Annotated in this window: 27 protein-coding genes; 10 read left to right on the top strand and 17 right to left on the bottom strand. The window is 69.6% G+C overall.

Going from position 1 to position 24,518, the window contains the following annotated elements:
- Positions 1 to 23: 23 nt before the first annotated feature.
- On the bottom strand, positions 24 to 317 hold the full coding sequence (locus tag ASG62_RS09170; RefSeq protein ID WP_056688146.1) for a BrnA antitoxin family protein: 294 nt from the start codon (positions 315 to 317) through the stop codon (positions 24 to 26).
- Positions 307 to 597: a BrnT family toxin gene (locus ASG62_RS09165; RefSeq protein WP_056688143.1), complete on the bottom strand. Its 291-nt coding sequence runs from the start codon at positions 595 to 597 to the stop codon at positions 307 to 309. The genes ASG62_RS09170 and ASG62_RS09165 overlap by 11 nt, the downstream gene beginning before the upstream one ends.
- A 47-nt stretch (positions 598 to 644) precedes the next feature.
- Here ASG62_RS09165 and cobI point away from each other — a divergent pair, with 47 nt between their 5' ends.
- From cobI to cobM, 3 genes are read left to right on the top strand one after another with little or no spacing between them, the layout of a single operon-like run.
- Positions 645 to 1,379 (top strand): precorrin-2 C(20)-methyltransferase, encoded by a 735-nt coding sequence (cobI, locus tag ASG62_RS09160; RefSeq protein ID WP_056688136.1) that lies wholly within the window; start codon positions 645 to 647, stop codon positions 1,377 to 1,379.
- Complete coding sequence (cobJ, locus tag ASG62_RS09155) at positions 1,376 to 3,199, top strand: precorrin-3B C(17)-methyltransferase (RefSeq protein WP_056688133.1); 1,824 nt, start codon at positions 1,376 to 1,378, stop codon at positions 3,197 to 3,199. The genes cobI and cobJ overlap by 4 nt, the downstream gene beginning before the upstream one ends.
- A complete protein-coding gene (gene cobM / locus ASG62_RS09150) occupies positions 3,196 to 3,972 on the top strand; it encodes a precorrin-4 C(11)-methyltransferase (protein ID WP_056688132.1) in 777 nt (258 codons plus the stop codon). Before cobJ ends, cobM begins: the two co-directional genes overlap by 4 nt.
- Here cobM and ASG62_RS09145 read toward each other — a convergent pair.
- On the bottom strand, positions 3,902 to 4,711 hold the full coding sequence (locus tag ASG62_RS09145) for a cobalt-precorrin-6A reductase (protein ID WP_082536874.1): 810 nt from the start codon (positions 4,709 to 4,711) through the stop codon (positions 3,902 to 3,904). The two genes, cobM and ASG62_RS09145, sit on opposite strands and share 71 nt — an antisense overlap.
- Positions 4,701 to 5,831, bottom strand: a complete 1,131-nt coding sequence (locus ASG62_RS09140; protein WP_056688128.1) for a cobalt-precorrin-5B (C(1))-methyltransferase — start codon at positions 5,829 to 5,831, stop codon at positions 4,701 to 4,703. Before ASG62_RS09140 ends, ASG62_RS09145 begins: the two co-directional genes overlap by 11 nt.
- Before the next feature lie 62 nt (positions 5,832 to 5,893).
- Here ASG62_RS09140 and ASG62_RS09135 point away from each other — a divergent pair, with 62 nt between their 5' ends.
- Both ASG62_RS09135 and cbiB read left to right on the top strand, forming a co-directional pair.
- Positions 5,894 to 7,180 (top strand): cobyrinate a,c-diamide synthase, encoded by a 1,287-nt coding sequence (locus ASG62_RS09135; protein WP_056688125.1) that lies wholly within the window; start codon positions 5,894 to 5,896, stop codon positions 7,178 to 7,180.
- 14 nt (positions 7,181 to 7,194) lie between these two features.
- Entirely contained in the window at positions 7,195 to 8,136 is a 942-nt protein-coding gene (gene cbiB / locus ASG62_RS09130) for an adenosylcobinamide-phosphate synthase CbiB (RefSeq protein ID WP_056688123.1), read from the top strand.
- On the opposite strand, the gene cobS is transcribed toward cbiB, so the two are convergent.
- Positions 8,126 to 8,899, bottom strand: coding sequence for an adenosylcobinamide-GDP ribazoletransferase (cobS, locus tag ASG62_RS09125; protein ID WP_056688122.1), 774 nt, complete (start codon positions 8,897 to 8,899; stop codon positions 8,126 to 8,128). The genes cbiB and cobS overlap by 11 nt on opposite strands.
- 176 nt (positions 8,900 to 9,075) lie before the next feature.
- Here cobS and cobT point away from each other — a divergent pair, with 176 nt between their 5' ends.
- Positions 9,076 to 10,092: a nicotinate-nucleotide--dimethylbenzimidazole phosphoribosyltransferase gene (gene cobT / locus ASG62_RS09120; RefSeq protein WP_056688119.1), complete on the top strand. Its 1,017-nt coding sequence runs from the start codon at positions 9,076 to 9,078 to the stop codon at positions 10,090 to 10,092.
- 30 nt (positions 10,093 to 10,122) lie between these two features.
- Here the strand turns inward: cobT and ASG62_RS09115 are convergent, their stop codons facing one another.
- The gene (locus ASG62_RS09115; protein WP_082536873.1) at positions 10,123 to 10,326 is read right to left on the bottom strand and encodes a hypothetical protein; all 204 of its coding nucleotides are present in this window, start codon (positions 10,324 to 10,326) and stop codon (positions 10,123 to 10,125) included.
- A gap of 257 nt (positions 10,327 to 10,583) precedes the next feature.
- Between ASG62_RS09115 and iolG the strand changes: the two genes are divergently transcribed.
- Complete coding sequence (gene iolG, locus ASG62_RS09110; protein ID WP_056688116.1) at positions 10,584 to 11,567, top strand: inositol 2-dehydrogenase; 984 nt, start codon at positions 10,584 to 10,586, stop codon at positions 11,565 to 11,567.
- 14 nt (positions 11,568 to 11,581) lie between these two features.
- On the opposite strand, the gene ASG62_RS09105 is transcribed toward iolG, so the two are convergent.
- The 6 genes from ASG62_RS09105 to ASG62_RS09080 all read right to left on the bottom strand — a co-directional run bounded on the left by ASG62_RS09105 (position 11,582) and on the right by ASG62_RS09080 (position 17,434).
- Positions 11,582 to 11,878, bottom strand: coding sequence for a type II toxin-antitoxin system RelE/ParE family toxin (locus ASG62_RS09105; RefSeq protein ID WP_056688113.1), 297 nt, complete (start codon positions 11,876 to 11,878; stop codon positions 11,582 to 11,584).
- The gene (locus ASG62_RS09100) at positions 11,865 to 12,119 is read right to left on the bottom strand and encodes a type II toxin-antitoxin system ParD family antitoxin (protein WP_056688110.1); all 255 of its coding nucleotides are present in this window, start codon (positions 12,117 to 12,119) and stop codon (positions 11,865 to 11,867) included. Before ASG62_RS09100 ends, ASG62_RS09105 begins: the two co-directional genes overlap by 14 nt.
- A gap of 29 nt (positions 12,120 to 12,148) precedes the next feature.
- Positions 12,149 to 13,369 carry an OpgC family protein gene (locus ASG62_RS09095; protein ID WP_082536872.1) on the bottom strand — a complete coding sequence of 407 codons (1,221 nt, stop codon included), beginning with the start codon at positions 13,367 to 13,369 and terminating at the stop codon, positions 12,149 to 12,151.
- Between the two features lie 158 nt (positions 13,370 to 13,527).
- A complete protein-coding gene (mdoH, locus tag ASG62_RS09090) occupies positions 13,528 to 15,345 on the bottom strand; it encodes a glucans biosynthesis glucosyltransferase MdoH (protein WP_082536871.1) in 1,818 nt (605 codons plus the stop codon).
- 89 nt (positions 15,346 to 15,434) lie between these two features.
- Entirely contained in the window at positions 15,435 to 15,845 is a 411-nt protein-coding gene (locus tag ASG62_RS09085) for a hypothetical protein (protein ID WP_156382033.1), read from the bottom strand.
- A 5-nt stretch (positions 15,846 to 15,850) separates the two neighbouring features.
- On the bottom strand, positions 15,851 to 17,434 hold the full coding sequence (locus ASG62_RS09080; protein WP_056689357.1) for a glucan biosynthesis protein: 1,584 nt from the start codon (positions 17,432 to 17,434) through the stop codon (positions 15,851 to 15,853).
- Between the two features lie 212 nt (positions 17,435 to 17,646).
- Here ASG62_RS09080 and ASG62_RS09075 point away from each other — a divergent pair, with 212 nt between their 5' ends.
- Positions 17,647 to 18,531 carry an SMP-30/gluconolactonase/LRE family protein gene (locus ASG62_RS09075; protein WP_056688106.1) on the top strand — a complete coding sequence of 295 codons (885 nt, stop codon included), beginning with the start codon at positions 17,647 to 17,649 and terminating at the stop codon, positions 18,529 to 18,531.
- 24 nt (positions 18,532 to 18,555) lie between these two features.
- On the opposite strand, the gene ASG62_RS09070 is transcribed toward ASG62_RS09075, so the two are convergent.
- Both ASG62_RS09070 and ASG62_RS09065 read right to left on the bottom strand, forming a co-directional pair.
- Positions 18,556 to 19,539 carry an aldose epimerase family protein gene (locus ASG62_RS09070; RefSeq protein WP_056688103.1) on the bottom strand — a complete coding sequence of 328 codons (984 nt, stop codon included), beginning with the start codon at positions 19,537 to 19,539 and terminating at the stop codon, positions 18,556 to 18,558.
- A gap of 120 nt (positions 19,540 to 19,659) precedes the next feature.
- Complete coding sequence (locus ASG62_RS09065) at positions 19,660 to 20,079, bottom strand: MarR family winged helix-turn-helix transcriptional regulator (RefSeq protein WP_056689355.1); 420 nt, start codon at positions 20,077 to 20,079, stop codon at positions 19,660 to 19,662.
- Positions 20,080 to 20,372: 293 nt separating this feature from the next.
- Between ASG62_RS09065 and ASG62_RS09060 the strand changes: the two genes are divergently transcribed.
- Together ASG62_RS09060 and ASG62_RS09055 are read left to right on the top strand one after the other, a co-directional pair.
- Complete coding sequence (locus ASG62_RS09060) at positions 20,373 to 21,110, top strand: Crp/Fnr family transcriptional regulator (protein WP_056688102.1); 738 nt, start codon at positions 20,373 to 20,375, stop codon at positions 21,108 to 21,110.
- Between the two features lie 82 nt (positions 21,111 to 21,192).
- The gene (locus ASG62_RS09055; protein WP_056688101.1) at positions 21,193 to 21,603 is read left to right on the top strand and encodes a diacylglycerol kinase; all 411 of its coding nucleotides are present in this window, start codon (positions 21,193 to 21,195) and stop codon (positions 21,601 to 21,603) included.
- A gap of 6 nt (positions 21,604 to 21,609) precedes the next feature.
- Here ASG62_RS09055 and ASG62_RS09050 read toward each other — a convergent pair whose 3' ends face one another.
- Genes ASG62_RS09050 through pabB form a run of 3 tightly spaced genes read right to left on the bottom strand, consistent with a single transcriptional unit; the run spans position 21,610 to position 24,429 of the window.
- Positions 21,610 to 22,473 carry an aminotransferase class IV gene (locus tag ASG62_RS09050; protein ID WP_082536868.1) on the bottom strand — a complete coding sequence of 288 codons (864 nt, stop codon included), beginning with the start codon at positions 22,471 to 22,473 and terminating at the stop codon, positions 21,610 to 21,612.
- Entirely contained in the window at positions 22,451 to 23,050 is a 600-nt protein-coding gene (locus ASG62_RS09045) for an anthranilate synthase component II (RefSeq protein ID WP_056688100.1), read from the bottom strand. The genes ASG62_RS09050 and ASG62_RS09045 overlap by 23 nt, the downstream gene beginning before the upstream one ends.
- On the bottom strand, positions 23,047 to 24,429 hold the full coding sequence (gene pabB, locus ASG62_RS09040; RefSeq protein WP_056688097.1) for an aminodeoxychorismate synthase component I: 1,383 nt from the start codon (positions 24,427 to 24,429) through the stop codon (positions 23,047 to 23,049). The genes ASG62_RS09045 and pabB overlap by 4 nt, the downstream gene beginning before the upstream one ends.
- Positions 24,430 to 24,518: the final 89 nt, after the last annotated feature.

The following is a 24,518-nucleotide window of genomic DNA, read 5'->3' as shown; positions in this document are numbered from 1 at the left end:
GTATCCATCCGGCCGGATCCGCGTCAGATCCCGAGGGAGTTACGCAGGAGCGCGTTCATGCGCGTCTGCCAGCCGGCGCCGTCCGCCCTCAGCCGCGCCAGCACGTCGGCATCCAGGCGGACGCTGACGAGCTTCTTCGGGTTTTCGGCCGGCGGACGCCCGATGCGGCGGGCCCTGGCATATTCCTCGTCGGTGAAGGGCCGGGCGTCGGGATCGGCCTCGGCGGCGGCCGTGATCTCGGCGTCCTCCTCGGGTGTCAGGTCTTCCAGGGACGCCTTGATGGCGGCCAGCGCGCGGCGACGGGCTTCAGGGCTCATTGAGGACGTAGCGTTCATGGGTTCTGATCTCCCTGTCATTGGCTTTGCGAAGCGAGATGACGCGGAGCGTATCTCCGCGCATCGTATAGACGAGAACGTGGACACGCAGGCCGATCGGTCCCGTCGCCTGCCAACGAAGTTCGCCGTAGTCGTCCCGATCATCCGCGACGATCATCGCCGCCTCGAAGTCGAAAGACCGGACGGCTTCGAACGAAACGCGATGCCGGCGAAGATTGCTCTCCGCCTTCACAGGGTCCCAGTCGAAGCGCTGTCCGTCCATGGTGAATTTGTAGCTACGAAAACTCTCGTCATCAAGAGGTGCGTCGCATGACGGGCCGTCTCTACGGGCTCGGCGTCGGGCCGGGCGATCCGGAGCTTCTGACGTTGAAGGCGCTGCGCATCCTGCGTGCCGCGCCGGTCATCGCCTATCCCGCTTCCGACAGCGGGCCGAGCATCGCCCGGCGCATCGTCGAGGCCCATCTGCCAGGCGGGCAGGAGGAGATCGAGATCCTCGTGCCCATGCGCGTCGACCGTGCGCCGGCGCGCGAGGTCTACGATGCGGCGGCCGGGCGCATTTCCGCTTGTCTGGAGGCCGGCCGCGACGTCGCCGTCCTCTGCGAGGGCGATCCCTTCTTCTACGGGTCCTTCATGTATCTCTTCGAGCGGCTCGCCGCGCACCATCCCGTGGAGATCGTTCCCGGCGTGTCCTCCATCAACGCGGCGGCCGCCCTTGCGCTGCGCCCGCTGGTGGCGCGCAACGACGTGCTGACCGTCATTCCGGCGCCGCTGGGCGACGAGGCGATCGAGGCGCTGCTGGAGCGGGCGGAAGGCTTCGTCATCATGAAGCTCGGCCGCCACATGGCCCGCATCCGCGCCCTTCTCGCCCGCCTCGGACTGGAGGCGAACGCGACCTATGTCGAGCGCGCGACCCAGGCCGGTGAGCGCCTGAGCCCGCTATCCGACGCACCGGCGGAGACGCCGTATTTCTCGCTGATCCTCGGCTATCGCGGCGCCGAGCCGGCACTGCTCGGCCTTGCCCGCCAGATGGAAGGCGCCCGATGAAGCCCGCGATCGTCGTTCTCTCGCCCTCCGCCCTGCCGCTCGCACGGCGCCTCGCCGCGCTGACGGGCGGCGAGGTCCACGGCCTGACCACCCGCGTCGAGGGCGCCGACCGGAGCTTTGCGGCGACCGCGCCGCATCTTGCCGCGCTCTTTGCCGAAGGTCGGCCGATCCTCGCGCTGATGGCCTCGGGCGCCGTGATCCGCATCCTCGCGCCTCTGCTGGCAGACAAGAGTGCCGAGCCTCCGGTGCTCGCCATCGCCGAGGACGGCTCGGCCGTCGTTCCGCTGCTCGGCGGGCACCATGGCGCGAACGATCTGGCGCGCCGCATCGCCGCGGCGCTGGGCGTTTCACCCGCCATCACGACGGCGGGCGACCTGCGCTTCGGCATCGCCCTCGATGCCCCACCCGCCGGCTGGCGGCTGGAGAATGTGGGGGACGCCAAATCCGTCATGGCCGATCTCGTGGCGGGCGAAGAGGCCTGGATCGAGGGCGACGCACCCTGGCTTGCCGCCTCGAAGATCCCTGTCTCCGACGACGGCCGCGTCACGCTCCGCATCACCGAGGAGGCCTGCGACCCCGCGCCACGCGAGCTGCTCTATCGCCCGGCGACCCTCGTTCTCGGCATCGGCACGGAGCGCGGAGCGCCGGCCGGAGACGCCATCGCCTTGGCCGAAACCGTGCTGGCGGAGGCGAAGGTCAGCCGGCTGTCGCTCGCCGCCGTCGTCTCGATCGACCTGAAGGCCGACGAGGCCGCCGTCCATGCCGTCGCCGCGCATTTCGGCGTGCCCGCCCGCTTCTTCGACGCCGCCACCCTCGAAGCCGAATCGCCGCGGCTGGCCCACCCGTCCGACATCGTCTTCGCCGAGACCGGCTGCCATGGCGTCAGCGAAGGCGCGGCGCTTGCCGGCACCGGGCCGGCCGGCGCGCTGATCGTCGCCAAGCGCAAGGGCGCGCGCGTCACCGCCGCCCTCGCCAAGGCGCCCGCACCGGTCGATCCGCTCGGCTTCGGCCGCGCGCGGGGCCGGCTCTTCGTCGTCGGCATCGGGCCGGGGGGCGCCGAGTGGCGCTCGCCGGAGGTCTCCGCGATGGTGGAGGCTTCGAGCGATCTCGTCGGCTACTCGCTCTATCTCGATCTCCTCGGCCCCCTCGCGACCGGCAAGGCGCGGCACGACTTCCCGCTCGGCGACGAGGAGAAGCGCGTGCGCCATGCGATGGAACTGGCGGGCGGGGGGCGCTCGGTCGCGCTCGTCTGCTCGGGCGATGCCGGCATCTACGCCATGGCGACGCTCGTCTTCGAGCTTCTCGACAGAGGCGGCGTTTCGCCTGCGGCCCGGCGCATCGCGGTGGAGGTCTCGCCCGGCATCTCGGCGCTTCAGGCCGCCGCCGCGCGGGCCGGCGCGCCGCTCGGCCACGACTTCTGCACGATCTCGCTCTCCGATCTCCTGACGCCCTGGCCGGCCATCGAGCGGCGGGTGAAGGCGGCGGCGGAGGGCGACTTCGTCATCGCCTTCTACAACCCCGTCTCCAAGCGCCGGCGCACGCAGCTCGCCTATGCGCGCGACGTTCTGCTGCGCCATCGCCCCGCCGAGACGCCCGTCATCCTCGCCACCAATCTCGGGCGCGAGGGCGAGCATGTGCGCATCGTCGAGCTGGCCCGGCTGGATATCGAGGAGGTCGACATGCTGACCGTCGTCATCGTCGGCTCCTCCGAGACGCGGGCGCTGACGACCGGCGACGGCAGGCGCTGGGCCTATACGCCGCGCGGCTATGCCGACAAGTCCGGCAGCGGCCTTGCGGTCCTCAAGGAGAGCGCGGCATGACCGTTCATTTCATCGGCGCCGGTCCCGGCTCCCCCGATCTCATCACGGTTCGCGGCCTCCGGCTGATCGAGGCCTGCCCGGTCTGCCTCTTCGCCGGCTCGCTCGTGCCCGAGGCCATCGTCGCGGCCGCGCCCTCCGGCGCCCGCGTCCTCGACACCGCGCCGATGACGCTCGACGAGATCGTGGCGGAAATGGCGGCGGCGCACGAGGCCGGCCTCGACGTCGCGCGCGTCCATTCCGGCGATCCCTCGCTCTATGGCGCGACGGCCGAGCAGATGCGCCGGCTGGAGGCGCTCGGCATTCCCTTCGACGTGACCCCCGGCGTCCCCGCCTTCGCGGCGGCGGCGGCGGCGCTGAAGCTGGAGCTGACCGTGCCGGAGGTCTGCCAGACCGTCATCCTCACGCGCACGGCCATGAAATCCTCCGCCATGCCGGAGGGCGAGGATCTGGCGACGCTCGCCCGCAGCGGTGCGACGCTCGCGATCCATCTCTCCGTGCGCAATATCGGCCATATCAAGCGCGAGCTGGAGCCGGTCGAAGCCTACGGGCCGGACTGCCCGGTCATCGTCGCCTATCGCGTCGGCTGGCCGGACGAGGCCTTCATCCGGGGCACGCTCGGCGATATCCACACCCGCATCCGCGAGGCCAAGCTGACGCGGACCGCTTTGATCTTCGTCGGCCGGGCGCTGGGCGCGACGGAGTTCATCGACTCCCATCTCTACGATCCGACCCAGGTCCATGTCCTGCGTCCCCGCCGCAAGGCGGCGCCGTGAGGCCTTCGCCGAGCCAGGCGAGAACCTCCTCGATGCCGGCCGCAAGCGGCCCTTCCGGCGGCTTCGGCCTTTCGATCAGGATGACGGGAAGGCCGAGCGCTCGCGCCGCTTCCAGCTTGGCGAAGGAAGCGGCCCCGCCGGAATTTCGGCAGACGAGATGCGTGACGCCATATCGCTCGAAGAGTGCGATCTCGTCGGCCGCATTCAGGCCGGGAAGGCCGAGCACGAGCTCGGCGGGAAAGGGCAGGGGCTCCTCCGGCGCATCCACCATGCGAAGGACCGGCGAGATGTCGCTCCGATGCCGGAAGGGCGCCAGATGCTGCCGGCCGAGCGCTAGGAACGGCCGCGCGCCGGGGGGAAGCGCATCGCGCGCGGCGCCGAGGCAGGAGACCTCGCGCCAGCGGTCGCTTGGGCCCGGCACCCAGGCCGGCCGCAGCAGCTTCAGCCGAGGCGTGCCCGTGCGATCGGCCGCCTGGGCCGCGTTGCGCGCCATGCCGGCGGCGAAGGGATGCGTCGCATCGACGAGCCGCGTCACGCGCTCCGCGGTCAGGAACGCTGCGAGCGCCTCCACCCCGCCGAACCCGCCGATCCGAACCTCGCCCGCAGGCAGGCGCGGTGTCTTGGTGCGGCCGGCAAGAGACGTGATGAGCCGGCTTTCGGGCCGGTCCCCGGCAATGCGCTCGGCGAGCGCGTGTCCCTCCGCCGTGCCCGCGAGGAGCAGGATCGTCTCAACCGGCATGGCCGACCACCTCGCCGGCGCGATCGACGACGAGCACCTCGGCCGCGACCGGCGCGCCGCGCAGCATGTCCTGCACCTGCGCCCGGGCAGCTTCGGCGACGCCCCGGCCGAGATCGAGCCCGGCCGCGGCGGAGAGATCGAGCGCGGCCTTGGCCGTGTTGGCCGAGAGAAGGCTGTCGCGAAGGGCGGCGCCCCGGCCCGGATCGATGCTCGCGGCAAGGTCGGCGAGGAAGGCGAAGTCCACCTGGCTGCGGCCGGAATGGAGGTCCATCGCCCCTTGCGAAAGCTTGACGAGCTTGGCGAAGCCGCCGGCGATCGTCACGCGCGGCACGGGATGGAGGCGCAGATACTTGATCAGCCCGCCCGCGAAGTCGCCCATGTCGAGATAGGCGATCTCGGGCAGATCGGGAAAGCGCCGGCGCGCGGCATCCTCGCTGGTCGAGCCGGTGGAGCCGACGACATGGGCGAGCCCCGCCGCCTTCGCGACGTCGATGCCGCGATGGATCGAGTGAATCCAGGCCGAGCAGGAAAAGGGATGGACGATCCCCGTCGTACCCAGAATGGAGAGCCCGCCGACGATGCCGAGGCGGGGGTTCCAGGTCTTCTGCGCCAGCGCCTCCCCGCCGCTGACGGAAATCTCGATCTCGACGTCGCCTCCCGTTCCGTGCTCGGCCGCGAGCGCTTCCACCACGCCGCGCATCAGGGCGCGGGGAACCGGATTGATCGCGGGCTCGCCCGGCGGGATCGGCAGGCCCGGCATCGTCACCATGCCGACGCCCGGTCCGGCGCGGAAGACCAGCCCCGAGCCGGCGGGCAAGAGGCGCACGGTGGAGACGATCTCGGCCAGATGCGTCACGTCGGGATCGTCGCCGGCATCCTTGATGATCGCCGCCATGGCCGAGCCCTCGCCGAGCCGCTGGCGGTTCAGCGCGAAGGCCGGGCGCTCGCCCTTCGGCAGGAGGATCTCGACGGGATCGGGGAAGTGGCCGGTGAGAAGCGCGCAGAGCGCGGCCTTCGTCGCGGCCGTCGCGCAGGCGCCCGTCGTCCAGCCGCGCCGGAGCGGGCCGCCCGGCCCCGCCTTCGCCCTGTCCCCGCCCTGATCCACGCGCTCGACCGCCATGGGCTCTCTATAGGCGCGCCGCGGCCCGTCGGTAAGCCTCCGGCGCCGTGGCGGGTCGCGCCATGAGCGGTCTTCTCGTCGCGGCACCGAGCTCCGGCTCCGGCAAGACCGTCCTGACGCTGGCGCTGCTGCGCGCGCTGAAGAATCGCGGCCTCGCCGTGTCCGCCGCCAAAGCCGGCCCCGACTATATCGACCCCGCCTTCCATGCCGCCGCGACCGGCCGGCCGGCCCTCAATCTCGACCCCTTCGCCATGCGCCCCGACCTGATCCGGGCGCTCGCGGCAGAGGCGGGCGGCGAGGCGCTGGTCGTGGAGGGCATGATGGGGCTTTTCGACGGAGCGGCGGATGGCACGGGCTCCTCGGCGGATCTGGCGGAGCTTCTCGGCCTCTCCTGCCTCCTCGTCGTCGACTGCGCCAAGGTCTCGCAATCCGTCGCCGCCCTCGTGCGCGGCTTTCGAGATCATCGCCCCGGATTGACCCTTGCCGGCCTCCTCTTGAACCGCGTCGGCTCGGCGCGGCACGAGGCCATGCTGCGCACGGCACTGGAGCCGATCGGGCTGCCCGTTCTCGGCGTCGTCCCGCGCTCCCCCGCTCTCCATCTGCCCGAGCGCCATCTCGGTCTCGTCCAGGCTGGCGAGCACGGCGATCTCGAGCGCTTCGTCTCCGGCGCGGCCGAGATGGTCGCCGCGCATGCCGACATGGCGGCGCTGGAGGCTCTCGCACGGCGCATGGCATCGGCCGCGCCCGGCGTGGCGCGCCTGCCGCCGCTCGGCCAGCGCATCGCGGTGGCGCGCGACGAAGCCTTCGCCTTCGCCTATCCCCATCTCCTGGCGGGCTGGCGCGAGGCCGGCGCCGAACTCCTGCCCTTCTCGCCGCTTGCGGGGGAGGCGCCGGACGGCGGCGCCGATGCCGTGTTCCTGCCCGGCGGCTATCCCGAGCTTCACGCGGGCCGGCTGGCCGATGCCGTCGCCTTCCGGGCCGGCATGCAGGCGGCGGCGGCGCGCGGCGCGTCGATCTATGGCGAGTGCGGCGGCTACATGGTTCTGGGCAGCGGTCTCGTCGATGCCGCGGGAGAGCGCCACGCCATGCTCGGCCTTCTGCCGCTGGAGACGAGCTTTGCCGCGCGCCGCCTCCATCTCGGCTATCGCCGCGTGCGGGCGCTCGGGCCCGTGCCCTTCGGCGGCCGGGCGACCGCGCACGAGTTCCACTACGCGACCATCCTCTCGCAAGGGGCGGCCGCGCCGCTCTTCCAGGCGGAAGACGCGCTCGGCGAGGATCTCGGCACGATGGGCCTCGTCGAACGCCGCGTCGCCGGCTCCTTTCTTCATCTGATCGACGTCGCGCCGTGAGCGTTCACCTCGCGATGCTCCTCGCCGCGACGCTACTCGACCGGCTCGTCGGCGATCCGCCCTGGCTCTGGCGGCGCCTGCCCCATCCCGTCGTCGCCTTCGGAAGCGCCATCGCCTGGGCGGATCGTCGTTTCAATCGCCCGGACCTTTCCTTCGCGGCCCGGCGCCGCAACGGCGTTCTCTCCATCCTCGCGCTTCTCGGCGCGGCCGTCCTGGTCGGGCTGGCGCTCCACCAGGGCTTGGCCGCGCTCGGTCCCGTCGGCTGGGGCTTGGAGGCCATCGTCGCGGCGGTCTTCCTCGCGCATCGAAGCCTTGCCGAGCATGTCGAGGCCGTCGCCGTCGCGCTGCGAGCCGAGGGGCTCGCCGGTGGGCGTCGAGCGGTCTCGATGATCGTCGGGCGCGATCCCGACCAGCTCGACGCGCCCGGCGTCTGCCGGGCTGCGATCGAGAGTCTAGCGGAAAACGCCTCGGACGGGCTCGTCGCGCCCTTCCTCGCCTATCTCGTCTTCGGCCTGCCCGGCCTTCTCGCCTACAAGCTCCTGAACACGGCGGACTCGATGATCGGCCACAAGAGCGAGCGCCATCTCGCCTTCGGCTGGGCGGCGGCGCGGCTGGACGATTTCGCCAATCTCGCTCCGGCCCGCCTGACCGCGCTTCTCTTCGCGCTCGCAGCCGGCCGAAGGTTTCGCCCCGCCGTCGCCGTGGCGCTGGCGGACGCGTCCTCGCATCGCTCGCCCAATGCCGGCTGGCCGGAAGCCGCTGTCGCCGGCGCGCTCGGCATCGCGCTCGGCGGCCCCCGCCGCTACGGCGCGATGAAGGTCGAGGCGAGGTTCCTGAACGGCGCGGGCCGCATGGAGGCCGAACCCGGCGATATCGACCGCGCGCTCGTCCTCTTCGCCCGGCTCGGCAATATGCTGCTTGCCGGCCTCGCGATCGGCGTTCTCGTCATGCTCTGAGGGCGAAGGCGATCGCGAAGCCAAGAAGGATCGCGAGATCGACGATCTGCTGGCAGGCCCCGAGCCCGTCGCCCGTCTGGCCGCCGAGGCGCGTCTGCAGGAGCTTGCGCACCTGCCCGAGCGCCAGCGTGCCGAGAAGAAGCGGCAGAACCCCGCCGAAGGGGCCGCCGAGAACGAGAGCCGGTCCGGCGAGAATCAGGATGCCGATCAGCGCCGCCCTGCGCCCGGCGCAGGAGCTCGGCTGGCCCATCCGATCGGCAAGGCCTCTCGGGTCCGCCGAAGGCAGGCTCGACCAGATCCAAGCCATCGCGCCCCGGCTGGCCGCCGCCGAGGCGAGGAGGATCGAGGCTGCCCCGAGAGGTGAGCGATCCGTCAGCTCCGCGAGGAGCCCGATCCGCAGCGCCAGCGCCAGGATCAGCGCGAGCGTGCCGTAGGCGCCGATCCGGCTGTCTTTCATGATCGCGAGCGCCCGCGCCTTGGCATGATGGCCACCCAGCCCGTCCGCGACGTCGGCGAGCCCGTCCTCGTGCAGCGCGCCCGTCACGGCGACGAGCAGCGCTGTCGCCAGGATCGCCGCCACGAGCGGCGAAAGGCCGATCGCCGAGGCCGCGACGAGAAGCACGGCCGAGGGAAGGGCGGCCACCAGCCCCGCCAGCGGAAAGGCCGGCGCGTCGTCGCCGAGCCGGTGCTCGCCCTCGAAGGCGGAGCCGACGGGCGGCAGGCGCGTGAGAAAGGCGAGGGCGCGAAGCGTTGCGGCGATCATGACCGTCCCATAGCCGACCTTCCGCGGTCTTGTCTTCGCGGTCTGGCGCCTCTGTACGCGCCGCGCGTCGAGCGTTAGAGCAGACGGCAAACCACGAGACGCGCGGCGGCGGGACGGATGTCGTTGGAGGTCGAGAGACCAGGCCAAGCCGCGCCGGGCGCCAGAGGAGACGCGACATGTCCGCGACCGGCCTTCCCTTCGACGATATCCGCGCGCTCCTGAAGCAGATGCCGGGGCCGGACACGGCGGCCCAGCATGCCGTGCGCCACCGCGATGCCGAGCTGACCAAGCCTTTCGGCTCGCTCGGGCGCCTGGAGGAGATCGCCGAATGGCTCGCCGCCTGGCAGGGGCGCGCGCCCGCCGTGACGCGGCCCGTGGTCGCCGTCTTCGCGGGCAATCACGGCGTCGCCGCTCACGGCGTCTCGGCCTTTCCGCCGGAAGTGACGGCGCAGATGGTCGCCAATTTCGCGGCCGGCGGCGCGGCCATCAACCAGATCTGCGCCGCCTATGATCTCGGCCTCAAGATCTTCGATCTCGCGCTCGAAGTGCCGACCGGCGACATTTCGCAGGAGGCCGCGATGGACGAGCGCACCTGCGCCGCGACCATGGCCTTCGGCATGGAATGCCTGATGGGCGAGCCCGATCTCCTGTGCATCGGCGAGATGGGCATCGGCAATACGACGGTTGCGGCCGCCGTGCTGGCCGCCCTCTTCGGCGGCACGGGCGCCGACTGGGTCGGGCCGGGCACGGGCCACGACGCCAAAGGCATCGCTCTGAAGGCGGCGATCGTCGACAAGGCGCTGGCGCTGCATGCCGACCATCTCGGCGATCCGCTGGAGGTGCTGCGGCGTCTGGGCGGCCGGGAACTTGCCGCCATGGCCGGCGCGATTCTCGCCGCACGCATCCAGCGCGTGCCCGTCATCGTCGACGGCTTCGTCGCGACCGCCGCCGCCGCTGTGCTCCACCGGGCGGACCGGCACGCGCTCGACCATTGCCTCTTCGGCCATGTCTCGGCGGAGACCGGCCATGTGAAGGCGCTGGAGCGCATGGACAAGGTGCCGCTGCTCGCGCTCGGCATGCGGCTCGGCGAGGGCACTGGCGCCGCGCTGGCCGCCGGCATCGTCAAGGCCGCCGCGGCCTGCCACACGGGAATGGCCACCTTCGCCATGGCCGGCGTCACCGACCGCGGCTGAGAGCCGGGCTTCCCGCCGCGCCGATGCCGGTCAGACGGCGGTGTCGTTCGGCTGCTTGGGATAGGTGATGAAGAAGGTCCAGATGGAATAGAGGCAGATGCCCGCCGTCAGGACCGCCCAGGTCGTCTCGCCATGATAGAGCTCGACCGCGCACCAGAGCGCCGTGACGAGAACGATCGCGATCCGCCGCCAGAGGGGCCGGAAGAAGGGGTGGTCCTGGTTTCGGATCGCCATGTCGCTCGTTCCTCCGGGCCGCCGTCCCTAGAGTCCGTCAGGTTCGTTCTGACAAACTCAAGCGCCTCGCCTCTGCTTTCCCAGGCTCTTAGCCCGCCCGATGCGTCCCTGTCGAGAAAGGCGGGATCGGCCGGACCGTGCTATCCTTTTTCGCACCACCGGTTCAAAATGAAACGCCTGTTGCGACCGGCATTCGGTCTGGCGTAAATGAACCGAAACGCCGGCGGGAGAGCGAAGCCGGCCGGGAGAGGAATGCGATGCTGAGATTCGGACTTCTGGGAGCCGGCCGGATCGGCCGCATCCATGGCGCCAATGTCGCGGATTCGGCGGGCGCGCGCCTCGTCGCCGTCCACGACGCCTCGCACGAGGCGGCCAAGGGGCTGGCCGAGGCGACGGGCGCCGAGGTCCGCGAAGCCGGCGCGATCCTCTCCGCGGGCGACATCGACGCCGTCCTCGTCTGCACGCCGACTGACATGCATGCCGAGATGATCGAGGCCGCGGCCGCGGCCGGCAAGGCGGTCTTCTGCGAGAAGCCGGTCGATCTCTCCTCCGACCGCATCCGGCGCACGCTGGAAAAGGTCGGCGCGGCGCCGCTGATGATCGGCTTCAACCGCCGCTTCGATCCGAACTTCGCCGCGCTTCGAGCCCGCATCGGCGACGGCCTCGTCGGCGAGGTCGAACTCGTCACCATCCTCTCGCGCGATCCGAGCCCGCCGCCGGTCTCCTATATCGAGCGCTCCGGCGGTCTTTTCCGCGACATGATGATCCACGATTTCGACATGGCCCGCTTTCTCCTCGGCGAGGAGATCGTCTCGGTCTTCGCAATGGGCTCGGCGCTGGTCGATCCCGCCATCGGAAAGGCCGGCGACGTCGACACGGCCGCCGTTCTCATGCGCACCGCCTCCGGCAAGATCTGCCAGATCTCCTGCTCGCGCCGCGCCACCTACGGCTACGACCAGCGCATCGAGGTCCATGGCTCCAAAGGCCTTCTCAAGGCCGAGAACGTGCCGGAGACGACGGTGGTCCTGGCGACCGAAGCCGGCATCACCGCCGATCCCGTCCAGAACTTCTTCCTGGAGCGCTATGCCCGCGCCTATCGCGAGGAGCTGCGGCACTTCATCGAGGCGATCGAAGGCGGCACGGCCCCGATCCCCTCCGGCGCCGACGGCCTCGCCGCCGGCCTTCTCGCCGACGCCGCCGACCGCTCCTGGCGCACGGGCGAAGAGGTCAAGCCCGGCTGACGTGGGCGTTCCGCTCAGCTTTGCGGATCGTGCAACTCGGGGTCCTGACCGGCCCCGAGAATATCGAGGATCAAGACCCCAATGGTGTCGACCTCATAGAAGATGGAATGTCGACGGTGGACGAGCCGGCGCGTCCGGGAGCGTCCCTCCACGAGACGACCCAGCTCCGGATGAGCAACGATCCGGTTGAAGGCCTCGTGAAGGCCGAGAAAGTAGGTCCGAGCCGGCGCTTTGCCGAAACGAAGAAGCGAATAGGCATAGATATCGGCGAGGCGCTTGTCGGCGATATCGGTCAGCCTATAGCCGTCCATCGGCTCGAAGCTTTGCCTCGACGTCACCCATGATGTCGGGAAGCTGGCGGGAACTGATGCCGCCTGCCGAAGCCCGGTCGAGCCGGGCGTGCAATTCTGCCATCGTCAGCGGACGTCGATCGCGGTCCGTGCGAACGGCTTCTTCGAAGAATTCGTCCGTGCTTCCAAAGCGTCCATCGCTGACCTGCCGTTCGGCATAGTCCAGGACGGTCTCGGGCACGGTGATGGAGATGCGGGTCATGGCGGCTCCCACTCGTCGGTCCCCCGACTTTACAGAGACGATCCGTTCGCGATCAAGTTGCGCGATCGCCTGGGCTCGGCCGCCGGACGGTTCTTCCTCGCGGCGGGAGCCGTCGCCCGCGCGGGCGACGTCCGGCTCCGCTTCTTCGCCTCGCCCCACCATTCCAGATAATAGGCGAGGCCGAACTGGAGGCTGAGGCCGAGGACGACCATCGCCGTGTCGAGGACGAAGTGCTCAGGCCGGCCGAACTTCACGACCTGCGCGGCCAGCGCCAGGATCGTGCCGAGCGCGAAGACCGGCAGGGAATGCCTACCGAGCGCCGTGAACGGATTGCGCCGCGAGACCTTCGCGACGGGCGAGGTCTTCGGCGCATAGGCGAAGACGTAGATCATCGCGAGGACATGAAGGAGACGCGGCAGCGAGACGAAGGTCTTGTCGAACTGCCCGAACAGCATGGGCAGATCGAGCGGATGCTCGATGCCGCGCCATCCGATGAAGGCGAAGGCGAAGGCGAGATAGGCGAGCGCCGCCGCGTAGAGGACGGGGCTGTAGGGCACGGCCGGTGCATTGCGCTGCGACTTGGAGAGGCCGCAGTAAAGGCCGATCGCGAAGATGAGCTGCCAGGAGAAGGGGTTGAAGAACCAGCCGCCGGAGGCGGGGTAGTTCGGCAGATCGAGCCGCAGCGTGCCTGCGACGAGCCAGAGCAGGATCGCGCCGCAAAGCATCGCGCCGCTCGAGATCCGGGCGAGCGCCAGATGCAGCGGCAGCATCAGGAGGATCACCGAATACATCGGCAGGATGTTCACATAGGCGAGCTGCTGGGTGAGGACGACGATGCCGATCAGCGATTCCAGCGGCTTGGTCAGGATGTAGCCGATGCCGTGCTGCTCCATCAGCGCACCGTTGCCCAGAAGCAGAGCGCCATAGGCGAAGAGCGCGATGACCGCCATCGTGAGGAAGATGTGGACCAGGTAGAGCATGCCCGCCCGGCGCCAGGCCTTGAGGGTCGAGACCAGCACGTTGCCGTTCAGAAACCCTCGTCCATAGGCGAAGGCCGAGGCGAAGCCGGCGAGGAAGACGAAGAGCTCCGCCGCGTCCGAGAAGCCGAAATTTCGGGTCGTGTAGAGCTCCCAGACATTGTCGGGCGCATGGTTCACGAAGATCATGGAGAGCGCGATGCCGCGATAGAAATCGACGCGGTGGTCTCGCTGGCTGCCGGCCGGGCGGGCTGATGTCGTCGACTGTGTCACGGATAGCGGCCCTTCGATCCTCTCGCCCTCACGCAAAGGTGAGGCATCAGGAAGGCGGCAAAACGGAGACGTCTGCCGGCCTCGATCGGCAATTTCCTAATGGAAAGATGATGAAGCCAGCCTGAATGACAAGCCCGTGACGTCGGTCGTTCGCGCTTTCAGGCCGGTGCGCCGGAGGCAAGCGGCTCCGCCGCCGGCTCGGGCGCGCAGGCCGGTGCCGAGACCGGCGCCGGCACGGAGCTGAGCGCCGTCATGCGGCGGCGCCAGGCTTCCGAGGCCTTGATGACGGGCTCTGGGTCCAGCTCGAAGGGCGTCGCGAAGATGCCCGCCTGCCGCGCCGCGTCGCCGAGCGCCGGATCGCCGGTCAGGCTGATGAGGAGCGGCGAGAGCATCAGCGGAAAGCCGATCGGGCTGACCCAGAGAAAGAGGTCGGGCGAGTAGAAGAAGGTCGCCGCCAGAAGCGCCGTGCCCGCGATCACCATCCACCAGGAGCTTTTGAACGCTTCGGAGATCGGCAGGCGCCCGTCCTCGCGCTCGGTCGAGGGCCAGCCGCCATCGGCGCCGACCACGACCTCCGCGACCGCCTTCGACTGGAACATCATCATGACCGGCGCGAGCAGGCTGGTCATGAACAGCTCGGCCGTCGCTCCGGCCAGAACCTGCAGCGTTCCGCCGAAGGCCCGGCGCCGCGTGCCGAAGGCGCTGGCGAAGGCGATGAGGGTCTTGGGCAGAAGCAGAAGCAGGAAGATGCCGAGAAGGAGCAGCAGCGCCTTGCCCGTCTCGGGCGTCGGGAAGACGGGGAACAGCGAATCGGCGGGGAAGTAGTTCGGCTCGGCCGCGATGATCGGATCCAGCATGGAGACGATCAGGAACATCAGCCAGATGGGCGACGCCGCATAGGCCATGATCCCGCAGACCAACGCGATGCGGCTCCAGAGATTGAGCTGCGGCGCGGTGATGAGGCGCCCGTGCTGGAGATTGCCCTGGCACCAGCGGCGGTCGCGCTTGGCATATTCGAGGAGGTTGGACGGGGCCTCCTCGTAGGAGCCGTCGAGATCGGGGTCGAGGCGGACGCGGTAGCCCCCGCGCGCGAGGAGTGCGGCCTCGACGAAATCGTGGCTGAGGATATGGCCGCCGAACGGCGCCTTGCCCGGCAGGGACGGCAGGCCGCAGCAATCGGCGAAGGCCTTCACGCGGATGATGGCGTTGTGGCCCCAGAACGGCCCCTCGCGCCCCTGCAGCCAGGCGATGCCGCGCGAGAAGACCGGCGAATAGATCGCGGCCGAGAATTGCAGGGCGCGGCCGAAGAGCGTGCGCCGGCCGATGATCAGCGGCTGCGTCTGGAGAAGGCCGAGATCGGGCTCGGCATCCATGCGAGCCACCATTTCCAGAATGGTCTGCGGCCGCATCAGGCTGTCGGCGTCGAGAACCAGCATGTAGTCGTAGGCGCCGCCGCTCTTGGTGACGAAGTCGGCGATGTTGCCGGCCTTGCGGCCCGTGTTCTTGGCGCGGTGGCGATAGTAGATGTGTCCGGCCGCTTCGAGTTCGGCGGTCAGGATGAAGGTCGCGCGGCGCTCGGCCTCGGCGAAGGCGGGATTGGTCGAGTCGCTGAGGATGTGGACGTCGAACTGGCCGAGGCGGCCGATGGCCCTCAGCCCTTCCGTCATGGCCGCGACGCGCGCGAAGACGGCATCGGAATCCTCGTTGTAGACCGGCATGAGGATCGCGGTGCGGCTCGAGCTTTCCGACCCCGGAAGCGGGATCGTGCGCCGCGAGCGCGCGCCCGAGAGGATGCCCGCGACCGCCGTGTTGAAGCCCCAGGCCAGCCAGACGCAGCAGATGGTCAGGAGCAGCACCTGCAGGACCTGCAGGCGGCTGGTGCCGCTGGCCGTGATGACGGACGCGAAGAGGCCGCCGGCGAGGATCGCCAGGGCCACGGCACTCGTCGCAAAAGCAAAACGTCTGAACGCGATCAACAAGGAGCCTTTAGACTATAGGCCTGACATGACGATGCCGGCCGCGGGACAGGACCCGCCGCCGGTCGGTGAAGGCACGATGCCGGATCTCAGCGGCCGAGGGACAGCCGGCTGAGCCAGGACCCCTTGGCCTCCCCGGTCGCGACCGGCTCGCGCAGGATCGACTGGATCGGCATCTGAAGGGACGATTGCGGCGGCGGAAGGACCAAGCGGCGCAGGAAGGCGCAGGCGACCGGCCGTCCGGCAAGCGCCGCGTCCAGAACGGCCTTCGCCTTCGAGGCGTCCCGGCCCTCGAAGCTCATGCGCTCGGCGATCGCCTGCAGCACGGCCTCGTCCGAGAGGTCGGGACGTCCGACCAGGAGGCCGGGCGTCGTCGCGGTTCCCGCCGGAACCGCCCACGCGGAACCGCCCGCGCGAGCCCGGACGCCATCTTCGGCCCGGCGCTGGGTCGCGAGGCCGGACAGAGGCGCGGAAGTGGTGGTCTTGGGGGATACGGCCATGTGGTTCATACGGTGCCCGTCCACTGATAGAGCCATGTCTCACTGATAATGCGTTGCAGCATCGAAAGTTTCGCCCGAAGTTCCACGGGCGCGCCGTCGAGCTTCTCGAATTCCATCGAAAGCCGCCATCCGCCGTCGGGCAGACGGTCCAGATGGCTGTTCACGAGCTTGGCATTCGGCGCGACGTCGATGATGGGATCGATCACCGCGTCGAGCGGCAGATTGGCCGCGGTTCCGCCGGTGAAGTTGATGGCGAAGCGCCGCGTCGAGGACTTCTCGACATCGGCCGCATTGCCGCCGACGCCGCCCAGCGTCGCGGTGACGCTGGCCAGACCGTTCGGGTCCTCCGCCTGGAGACCCCAGTGCATGCGATAGCGGAACTCGTACTGGCTGCCCGCTTCCGGCCGACGCTCGGGCACCCAGAAGGCGACGATATTGTCGTTCGCCTCGGAATCGGTGGGAATCTCGACGAGCTCCACCATGCCCTGGCCCCAATCGCCGAGCGGCTCGATGAGCAGCGAGGGCCGCAGGTCGTAGCGCGCCTCGACGTCCTGATAGTGCGAGAAGTCGCGGTCGCGCTGGACGAGGCCAAAGGCCACCGGCGACTGTTCCTGGAAGTAGGAAAGAGCCAGTTCGCCCGGATTCTTCAGCGGGCGGAACAGGCGCTCGCCCGTCCGGCGGTAGATGGCCAGACCGTCGCTGTCGTGCACTTCCGGGCGGAAGTCGTCGCGCTCGCGCCGGTCGTTCTCGCCGAAGGTGAACATGGAGGTGAGTGGCGCCACGCCCAGCCGGTCGACCGCGTTGCGGAAGTAGAGGCGCGCCGTCACGTCGATCATCGTCTGCGGGCCCGGCGTGATGACGAAGGCATAGGCGCCGGTCAGGCTGGGGCTGTCGAGCTCGGCGAAGACGCGGATGGTCTTCGCGCCGGGCTCGGGATGGACGACGTAGAAGGCGGAGAAGCGCGGAAACTCCTCGGCCGTGCCGGTCGCCGTGTTGATCGCGAGGCCCCGCGCGGAGAGACCGTAGCGCGTGCCCATGCCGAGCGCGCGGAAGTAGCTGGCGCCGAGGAAGGTGATCAGCTCGTCGAAATAGTCCGGCCGCTGGAGCGGGTAGTGCAGGCGGAAGCCCGCGATGCCGGGCAGGCCGACGCTCTGGAAGAGGGTCGGGTCGAGCGGCGCGCGGTACTCGAAGTCGGCGCCGGTGAAGGACTTCAGATCGAAGCGCTTGCCGTCGCCGACGAAGAGACGCGTCGTCTCCTTGACGAGGAAGCCGGGCGAGAAGGCCTGAAGCTGGAAATTGACCGGCTCGTCGCGCCAGAGCGCGCGCTCGGGCCGATAGCGGATCGCGCGGTGCTCGTCGTAGGAGAGATTGGCCAGCACGTCCGGCATGGGCGGGCGGTTGTCGACGAAGGGCGTCTCGGAGCGCCGCCGCATCATGGCGGAAAAGGACTCGTAGTCGAAATTGTCGACGAAGTTCGCGGCCTGGCTCGGCGCCTGCTCGGGCGCGGGGGCCGCCGGCGCGGGTGCGGGCGTCTGCGCGAAGGCGCCGCGCGCGGCGCCGGCCGCCAGTGCGATGCCGGCGATGCTCATCTTCAAAGCTGCGCGACGGGATAGGCGGGAACGCTGGATCACGGATGCTCTATCTTGGTTCGAACGCAACTGCACACGCTCTTAGCATATGCACAATCGAGCAGGCTGCATAGCGAGCCGTTGCGAAACTTCGTGGGGGAAACGAGGCATTCTGTTGGACCCATGAGGTGACCAAAGCGTTGACGCGCCGGATCAGTTCAACAGGAGGCCGGATGCGAGAGAAGGCGAAAGTCTGGAGCCACGACCAAGCCGTCCTGGGCGAAGGGATCGGGCTGGACGCAATGACGGGGCGGCTCCGTTGGTTCGATATCGTCGGCGGGCGGAGATTGGCCCAGAATTTCGACGAAGGCGTGACGCAGGCCCTGTCGATCGCCGGAATGCCCTCGGCGGGCGCCGCGATCGACGAGACGCGGGAGATGATCTTCACCGAAACCGGCCTCTGGATCTTCGACCGCGAAAGGCGCGCCCTCGTCGAGCGCATCGCGCCGATCGAGGACGACCGCCCGGACCTGCGCTCCAACGACGGACGCACCCATCCCTGCGGCGCCTTCTGGGGCTCCACCATGGCGCTCGACCAGTCCAAGGGCAAAGGCTCGATCTACTGGGTCTTCAAGGGCGAGGTTCGCCGGCTCTACACCGACATGACGGTCGGCAACGCCATCTGCTTCTCCGAGGACGGAACCTACGCGCATTTCTCCGACACGCCGCGCGGCACGATCTGGCGCGTCGCGACCCATCCCGAAACCGGCCTGCCCGATGGCGAACCGGTGGTCTTCGACCAGGCGGCTCCGGACGATCCGGGCGGACCGGACGGCGCCGTGCTCGACCGCGACGGCTTTCTCTACAGCGCCCGCTGGGGCGGGGCGGAGGTGCAGGTCTTCTCGCCCGACGGCCGTCTTATCAGGCGCATCGAGACCGGTGCGCCGCATACGACCTGCCCGGCTTTCTGCGGGCCCGGCCTCTCCTATCTGGCGATCACCTCGGCCCGCGACGGCATGAGCCCGGAGGCGCTCGCCGCCTGCCCCGATGCCGGCAAGACCTTCCTCTTCGACGCCGGCTGCCGGGGCAAGCTCGATCCGCCGATCCGGCTGGACTGAGAGGAGCGGCGGCGTCGGCCTTCGTCAGCCGAGCCGCTGGAAGCGGTAGAGGATCGTGTGCCGATAGGTCTGGCCGGGCTCGATCCGCGCGGAGGGAAAGTCGGGACGGTTCGGCGCGTCCGGCCAGCCCTGCGGTTCGAGGGCGATGCCCCCATGCGGCTGGATCGGGCCGCCGTCGAGGCCCTCGATCGTGCCGTCGAACTTCGCCCCGTCATAGACCTGGAGGCCGCATTCGGTGGAAAGGACGTGGAGCGCGATGCCGCCGGCTTCGCTCGACAGGGTCGCGAGACGTTGCGGCTCGGTATGGCGCTCGCGGCCGAAGCAGAAATTGTGGTCGAGCATGTCCGGCCCGTCCGCAAGCGGCTTGGCCGCGCGGAAGTCGAAGGGCGTGCCGTCGACGGGGCGCACCTCGCCGGTCGGGATCAGCGTCTCGCCCACGGGGAGATAGGCGTCGGCCGCGATCTCGATCCGGTGGCCTTGAGTCGAGGCTTCGCCGGAGAGGTTGAAGTAGAGATGCGAGGTCATGCCGAGGATGGAGGGGCGGTCGACGCGGCCCTCGTAGACGATCTTCAGCGTATCGCCGTTCTCGATCGAGAAGGCCGCCGTCATCTCGGCAGCGCCGGGATATCCGTCCTCGCCGTCCCTGGAGAGGAGCGAGAGGATCACGCCGTCCGAGGATTCCTCCTCCACCGTCCAGATGCGCGACCAGGCACCCGTCGTTCCGCCGTGGAGATGATGAGGCGGCTCGTTGGCCGAGACCTCGAACCTCTCCGATCCCAGCGCGAAGCGGGCATCGGCGATGCGGTTGGCATGGCGGCCGATCGAGGCGCCGAGAAAGCTGCGATTGGCCGGGCCGTAGAGGCCGAGATCGGCGGCGCCCAGCGCCAGCGAGCGTCCGCCCCCGAGCCGGATCGAGCGGACAGAGGCGCCGAGCGGCAGGATTTCGACGGCGAGACCATCCGCCGAGCCGATGCGCAGAATGTCGAGAGCGGGTTGGTCGAAGGTCATGCGAACTCCTTCGCCCCTCCGACGGGGGCGAAGCGGAAAGAGCGCAAGAGCGCCCTTCTTGTCAAACATTCACCGCATTGCACTTTCGTCTTGCAGGCGGAGCCATGCGTTCAGCGCGTGTCAGCGCAGGCGGCGCAGCTTGACGGTGAGGAGATCGTCCACCTGTTCGAGCGCGCCGAGCAGACGGTTGATGTCGTCGGGCTGCAGGGCTGCGGTCAGCTCCTGCTCCAGCCGGTTCCAGATCGTGCGGACCTTCTCCTTCACCTCCTCGCCGCGCGCCGTCAGCGCCACCATGGTGCGGCGGGCGTCGCGGTTGTTGGCGGCCCGGACGACGAGCTCCTTCTCGATCAGCCGGTCCAGCATCTTGGAGACGGTGGAGGGGCGCACCGACAGCTGGTCGGCGAGCATCGAGACGCTCACCGTCTCGCCCGGCTCCAGCCGATGCAGGAGCTGGTCCTGCCCGGGATGGAGATCGATCTCGGCGAGGAGAAGCGCCAGGAAGGCTCGGGTGGACTTGGCGATGGAGAGGAGGGTCGGCACAAGGCGGGCGTCGGCTGTCGCCGTCGGATCCGGCGTGGCACTGCCGCGGCTCAGTTTCGTCGACGTTTCTTGATCCAACATAGGCCAGCTTATGAGGCGTCTCGCACGGCCGGTCTTTAACGTGGTTTAATCATACGATGGATTGATCAGCCGAAATTATCTTTGTTGGGGGAATCGCCCCCGTTTTCTCGGCATGCCGGGGGGCGCGCGGGCTTCCGCCGCAAACATCCCGTTGCCGCCGAAGACCGGACCGGCTAGGCACAGAGCAACCGTGGTGGCGATCCTTTGAGCCCATGACGACCAACAGTTGCCTCGTTTCCAAACTGTCCCACTATGTCGAGCTCACCAAGGCCGAGAGCGACATGCTCGCCGGGTTGGAGGAGACGACGCAGCACCATCGCAAGCGCGACTGCATCGTCGATCGGGGCGCGCCGATGGAGGACATCTTCGTCGTCAAGTCCGGCTGGCTCTACGGCCATGTCTCCAGCCCCGACGGGGGGGAACTCGTCGCCGACATCTTCTATCCCGGCGATGTCGTGGGCGTCGGCCAGTTGGCCTTCGAAGAGGCCACGCTGACCTACACGGCGGCGACGGACGTCGCTCTCTGCCCGCTGCCCAAGCGCTCCCTCGGCCGGATCTTCAAGGAACATCCCCGCCTCGTCGCGCTCTTCTTCGCCTTCGCCGCGCTGGAGCGCGCGGCCATGATCGACCGGCTGCGGGCCGCCACGCTTCTCAACGCGCGAGACTGCGTGGCGCTGTTCCTTCTCCAGGTCCACGCCCGTCTGCGCATCACGCGCCCGAGAATCGGCGAAAGTTTCGAACTGCCGCTGACGCAGGAGATGATCGGCGGCGCCGTCGGTCTCAGCACCGTCTCGGTGAACCGCGCGATCCGCAGCCTGGAGCTGGAAAACCGCATCCGCCGCAACGGCCGCATCCTCGAATTCCTGAACTCGGCGGAGCTTTCGAAGGAGGTCGATTTCGTCGACCGCTTCTACAAGGTCGATACGAGCTGGTTCCCGGGCCTCGATTGACCGGTGGTCCCGCCGCCGGCCGCTTGCTATCAGCGGGGCGCCGAGCGGCAGGCCCCCGCCGCCGGCTCCAAGGGAGAACGACATGGCTGACGTGCGCTCGATCTGCGCCATCGGACAATCCGGACAGCTCGGTCTTCACGGCCATCTGCCCTGGGAGGGCTGGACCGGCCGGCCCTTCGTGGAGGATGTCGAGCGCTTCTTCGACATCACGCGCGGCCATGTCCTGATCGCGGGCCCGACGACGATCGGCGCCGTGCCGGATTTTGCCCGCGCCGACCGCACGCTCGTCGTGATCCGCTCGCACGAGGACCCCGAGGAAGTGCTCGCGCGCTTTTCCGATCGGGTCGTCTTCGTCGGCGGCGGTCCGCGCGTCTGGGATGTCTATGCCCGCCATATCCGGCACTGGGACATCAACCGCATGCCCTATGACGGCGAGGCCGATCGCTGGTTCGATCCGGCCTGGCTCGTCGCCGGCGGCAGCGCGCGTCCCTGACAAACTCTAAAGCGCGGCCCCGAGCGCGCGCGGGTCGGTGCCGCATTCCGCCGCGATCGCCTCGCAGAGGCCCGCCATCAGCCGGCGCAGCGCCTCCGGCACGTCGGCGCTGTCGGCCTTTCCGGTCAGCGTGGCGGGAGAGACGAGGCGCAGCGAATTGGTGAGGAAGATCGCGTCGGCCTGATCCAGCGCCTTCTTCGGGATCGAGCGCTCGATGGGGCGAAGGCCGTGATCCTCGGCATGGGCGAGGACCCAGCCGCGCAGGATGCCGGGCAGGACGCCGTCCTTCAGAGGCGGGGTCGCCAGCTCGAACCCTTCCACGACGAAGACATTGGCGAGCGAGGAGCAGGCGAGCGTGCCGCGCGTGTTGAGGAACAGCGCTTCCGTCGCCCCGCTCGCCTCGATCTCCCGCGCGGCCAGCACCGCGTCGAGATAGGAGAGCGCCTTCAGCCGCGAGAGCGGCGAGGTCTCGTTGCGCCGCACCGCCGAGAGGCCGAGCCGGATCGGCGCGAACATGGCGCCGGCGTTCAGCGGCGCGGAACTGCCGAGGATCGTCGGGTGAACGTCGGCCGGGGCCTTGATGCCCCTCGGCCCCGGCCCGCGCGTCACCGTGATGCGCAGCGAGCCGTTGCCCTCGCGCGCCGCGAGCGCATCCATGGCGGCCGCGATCTCGGCCCCGTCGGCGGGGATGCCGATGACGCCGAGCGCGGCTTCCAGGCGTTTGAGGTGCTGGTCGCGCTGGAAGACGCGGCCGCCGATGGCGAGCGAGGTGTCGAAGACGCCGTCGCCGAGCAGAAGCCCGCGATCGGTGGCGTCGATGGCGCCCGCCGCCTCGACGAAGGCGCCGTTACGCCAGACGGTGGTCGTCATGCCAGCGCTCCGCAAGATCGAGGAAGTTTCGGAAGAGGTCGAGACCATGTTCGGTCAGGACCGATTCGGGGTGGAACTGGATGCCGAGCGTCGGATGCGTCCGGTGGCGAAGGCCCATGACCTCGCCCTCTTCCGAGCGGGCGTCGACGAGGAGATGGCCCTCCATCGCCTCGGTTTCCTCGACGATCAGCGAATGGTAGCGCCCCGCCTGCATCGGGCTCGGCACGCCGGCGAAGAGCCCGCCGCCATCGTGCGTCACCGTCGAGGCCCGGCCGTGCAGCGGCCGCCGGGCGCGCCGGATGTCGCCGCCGAAGACCTCGCCGATGACCTGATGGCCGAGGCAGACGCCGAGGATCGGAACGCGCCCGGAAAAGCGCTGGACCGTCGCCAGGGAGATGCCGGCGTCCCGCGGCGCCTTCGGTCCCGGCGAGACGACGATCGCGCGGGGCGCCATCGCCTCGATCGCCTCGAGGCTCAGCTCGTCGTTTCGGCGCACTTCGGTCGGGGCGCCCGCGCGCTCGATGTAGCGGGCGACGTTGAAGACGAAGCTGTCGTAATTGTCGATGACGAGGATCATCGCGCCGCCTCGAAGGCGGAAAAGACGCGGGCGGCCTTGGCCAGCGTTTCCTCGTATTCGGCCTCGGGCTCCGAAAGGACCGTGATGCCGCCGCCGGCCTGCAGCGTCGCGGTGCCGTTCTCGATCGTCACGGTGCGGATGGCGATGTTGAGATCGAGCGCGCCGTCGAAGCCGATCCAGCCGATGGAGCCGCAATAGACGCCGCGCGGCCGGCCCTCCAGCTCGGTGATGATGTCCATCGCCCGGATCTTCGGCGCGCCCGTGATGGAGCCGCCGGGAAAGGAGGCGGCGAGGAGATCGAGCCCGTCGGCGCCCGGCTTCAGCTCGCCCGTCACCACGGAGACGAGGTGATGCACGGACGCATAGGTTTCGAGGCCGCAGAGCACGGGCACCTCGACGGAATCGGCGAGGCAGACGCGCGCGATGTCGTTGCGCAGGAGATCGACGATCATGACGTTCTCCGCCCGGTCCTTCTCTGACGAGAGCAGCGCGGCGCCGAGCGCGACATCTTCGGCCGGATCGGCGCTGCGCGGCGCCGTTCCCTTGATCGGCCGCGTCTCGACCGAGCGGCCGGAGAGTTTCAGGAACCGCTCGGGCGAGGAGGAGCAGACGGCAAGGTCCGTGTCCTCCAGAAAGGCGGCGAAGGGCGCGGGATTGGCCGCGCGCAGGCGGCGATAGAAGGCGAAGGGATCGAACCCGGCGGGGAGGGCGGCCTGGAAGGCCTGCGCGAAATTCGCCTGATAGATGTCGCCGGCGAGGATGTAGTCGCGGATCGTCTCGATCGCGCCCGCATAGCTCTCCCGCGTCACGCTGGAGCGCCAGTCCGGCGCCGTCTCCGGCATGGGCGGACGGGCGGGCGCGGGGCCGGCCAGGGCCGCCGCCACCTCGGCCATGCGCCGCTCGGCCCGCTCGCGCCGCGCGTCCACGCCCTCGGCCGGGTGGCCGGAGGCGAAGATGTCGGCCGTCCCGGCCTCGTGGTCGAAGGCGACGATCGTGTCGTAGAGGGCGAGCCGCAGGACCACCGTCCCGGCGTCGAGCCCGGGCGGCGGATCGAGGCGCTCCAGATGGTGGGCGAAGTCGTAGCCGATCGCGCCGATCGCCCCGCCCTGGAAAGGCACGGCGCTCGGCAGCAATTCGACGGGAAAGCGGGCCAGAACCTCGCGCAGCCGCTCCAGCGGCGGGCCGGGCAGGCGCACCCCGTCCAGCATCGCGCCGGTGCCGTCCACGGTGAAGCGCTGGAACGGGGAGGCCGCGACATAGGACATGCGCCCGAGCGTCTCGTGCCGCATCGCGCTGTCGAGAAAGGCGAGCCCGCCCAGGGGCCGGAGCTTCTCGGCGGCCTCCGCCGGGTCCAGAAAGTCGATGCGCGTCTGCCACATGGCCGGATGTGAAGCACGGTTGCAGCGCCCCGTCAAAGCGACCGAAGGCGCCGGGCGGAGAGACCCTTGCGCGTCCGCCGGAAGGGGTT

This window comes from Aureimonas sp. Leaf427, assembly GCF_001425485.1.
Classification (GTDB): domain Bacteria; phylum Pseudomonadota; class Alphaproteobacteria; order Rhizobiales; family Rhizobiaceae; genus Plantimonas.
Note: the sequence above shows the minus strand (reverse complement) of the source record. Positions and strands in the feature narration are given on the sequence as shown.

Coding starts and splice junctions, on each gene's coding strand:
- cobT (WP_056688119.1), top strand. CDS start 9,076: ATGTCCGCGACCGGCCTTCCCTTCGACGATATCCGCGCGCTCCTGAAG.
- pabB (WP_056688097.1), bottom strand. CDS start 24,429: ATGTGGCAGACGCGCATCGACTTTCTGGACCCGGCGGAGGCCGCCGAG.
- ASG62_RS09140 (WP_056688128.1), bottom strand. CDS start 5,831: ATGGCGGTCGAGCGCGTGGATCAGGGCGGGGACAGGGCGAAGGCGGGG.
- ASG62_RS09050 (WP_082536868.1), bottom strand. CDS start 22,473: ATGACGACCACCGTCTGGCGTAACGGCGCCTTCGTCGAGGCGGCGGGC.
- ASG62_RS09105 (WP_056688113.1), bottom strand. CDS start 11,878: ATGGACGGCTATAGGCTGACCGATATCGCCGACAAGCGCCTCGCCGAT.
- ASG62_RS09165 (WP_056688143.1), bottom strand. CDS start 597: ATGGACGGACAGCGCTTCGACTGGGACCCTGTGAAGGCGGAGAGCAAT.
- ASG62_RS09145 (WP_082536874.1), bottom strand. CDS start 4,711: ATGCCGGTTGAGACGATCCTGCTCCTCGCGGGCACGGCGGAGGGACAC.
- ASG62_RS09115 (WP_082536873.1), bottom strand. CDS start 10,326: ATGGCGATCCGAAACCAGGACCACCCCTTCTTCCGGCCCCTCTGGCGG.
- ASG62_RS09055 (WP_056688101.1), top strand. CDS start 21,193: ATGGCTGACGTGCGCTCGATCTGCGCCATCGGACAATCCGGACAGCTC.
- cobM (WP_056688132.1), top strand. CDS start 3,196: ATGACCGTTCATTTCATCGGCGCCGGTCCCGGCTCCCCCGATCTCATC.
- ASG62_RS09045 (WP_056688100.1), bottom strand. CDS start 23,050: ATGATCCTCGTCATCGACAATTACGACAGCTTCGTCTTCAACGTCGCC.
- ASG62_RS09080 (WP_056689357.1), bottom strand. CDS start 17,434: ATGAGCATCGCCGGCATCGCACTGGCGGCCGGCGCCGCGCGCGGCGCC.
- ASG62_RS09170 (WP_056688146.1), bottom strand. CDS start 317: ATGAGCCCTGAAGCCCGTCGCCGCGCGCTGGCCGCCATCAAGGCGTCC.
- cobS (WP_056688122.1), bottom strand. CDS start 8,899: ATGATCGCCGCAACGCTTCGCGCCCTCGCCTTTCTCACGCGCCTGCCG.
- ASG62_RS09070 (WP_056688103.1), bottom strand. CDS start 19,539: ATGACCTTCGACCAACCCGCTCTCGACATTCTGCGCATCGGCTCGGCG.
- cbiB (WP_056688123.1), top strand. CDS start 7,195: ATGCTCCTCGCCGCGACGCTACTCGACCGGCTCGTCGGCGATCCGCCC.
- cobJ (WP_056688133.1), top strand. CDS start 1,376: ATGAAGCCCGCGATCGTCGTTCTCTCGCCCTCCGCCCTGCCGCTCGCA.
- ASG62_RS09135 (WP_056688125.1), top strand. CDS start 5,894: ATGAGCGGTCTTCTCGTCGCGGCACCGAGCTCCGGCTCCGGCAAGACC.
- iolG (WP_056688116.1), top strand. CDS start 10,584: ATGCTGAGATTCGGACTTCTGGGAGCCGGCCGGATCGGCCGCATCCAT.
- ASG62_RS09085 (WP_156382033.1), bottom strand. CDS start 15,845: ATGGCCGTATCCCCCAAGACCACCACTTCCGCGCCTCTGTCCGGCCTC.
- ASG62_RS09100 (WP_056688110.1), bottom strand. CDS start 12,119: ATGACCCGCATCTCCATCACCGTGCCCGAGACCGTCCTGGACTATGCC.
- ASG62_RS09060 (WP_056688102.1), top strand. CDS start 20,373: ATGACGACCAACAGTTGCCTCGTTTCCAAACTGTCCCACTATGTCGAG.
- ASG62_RS09075 (WP_056688106.1), top strand. CDS start 17,647: ATGCGAGAGAAGGCGAAAGTCTGGAGCCACGACCAAGCCGTCCTGGGC.
- cobI (WP_056688136.1), top strand. CDS start 645: ATGACGGGCCGTCTCTACGGGCTCGGCGTCGGGCCGGGCGATCCGGAG.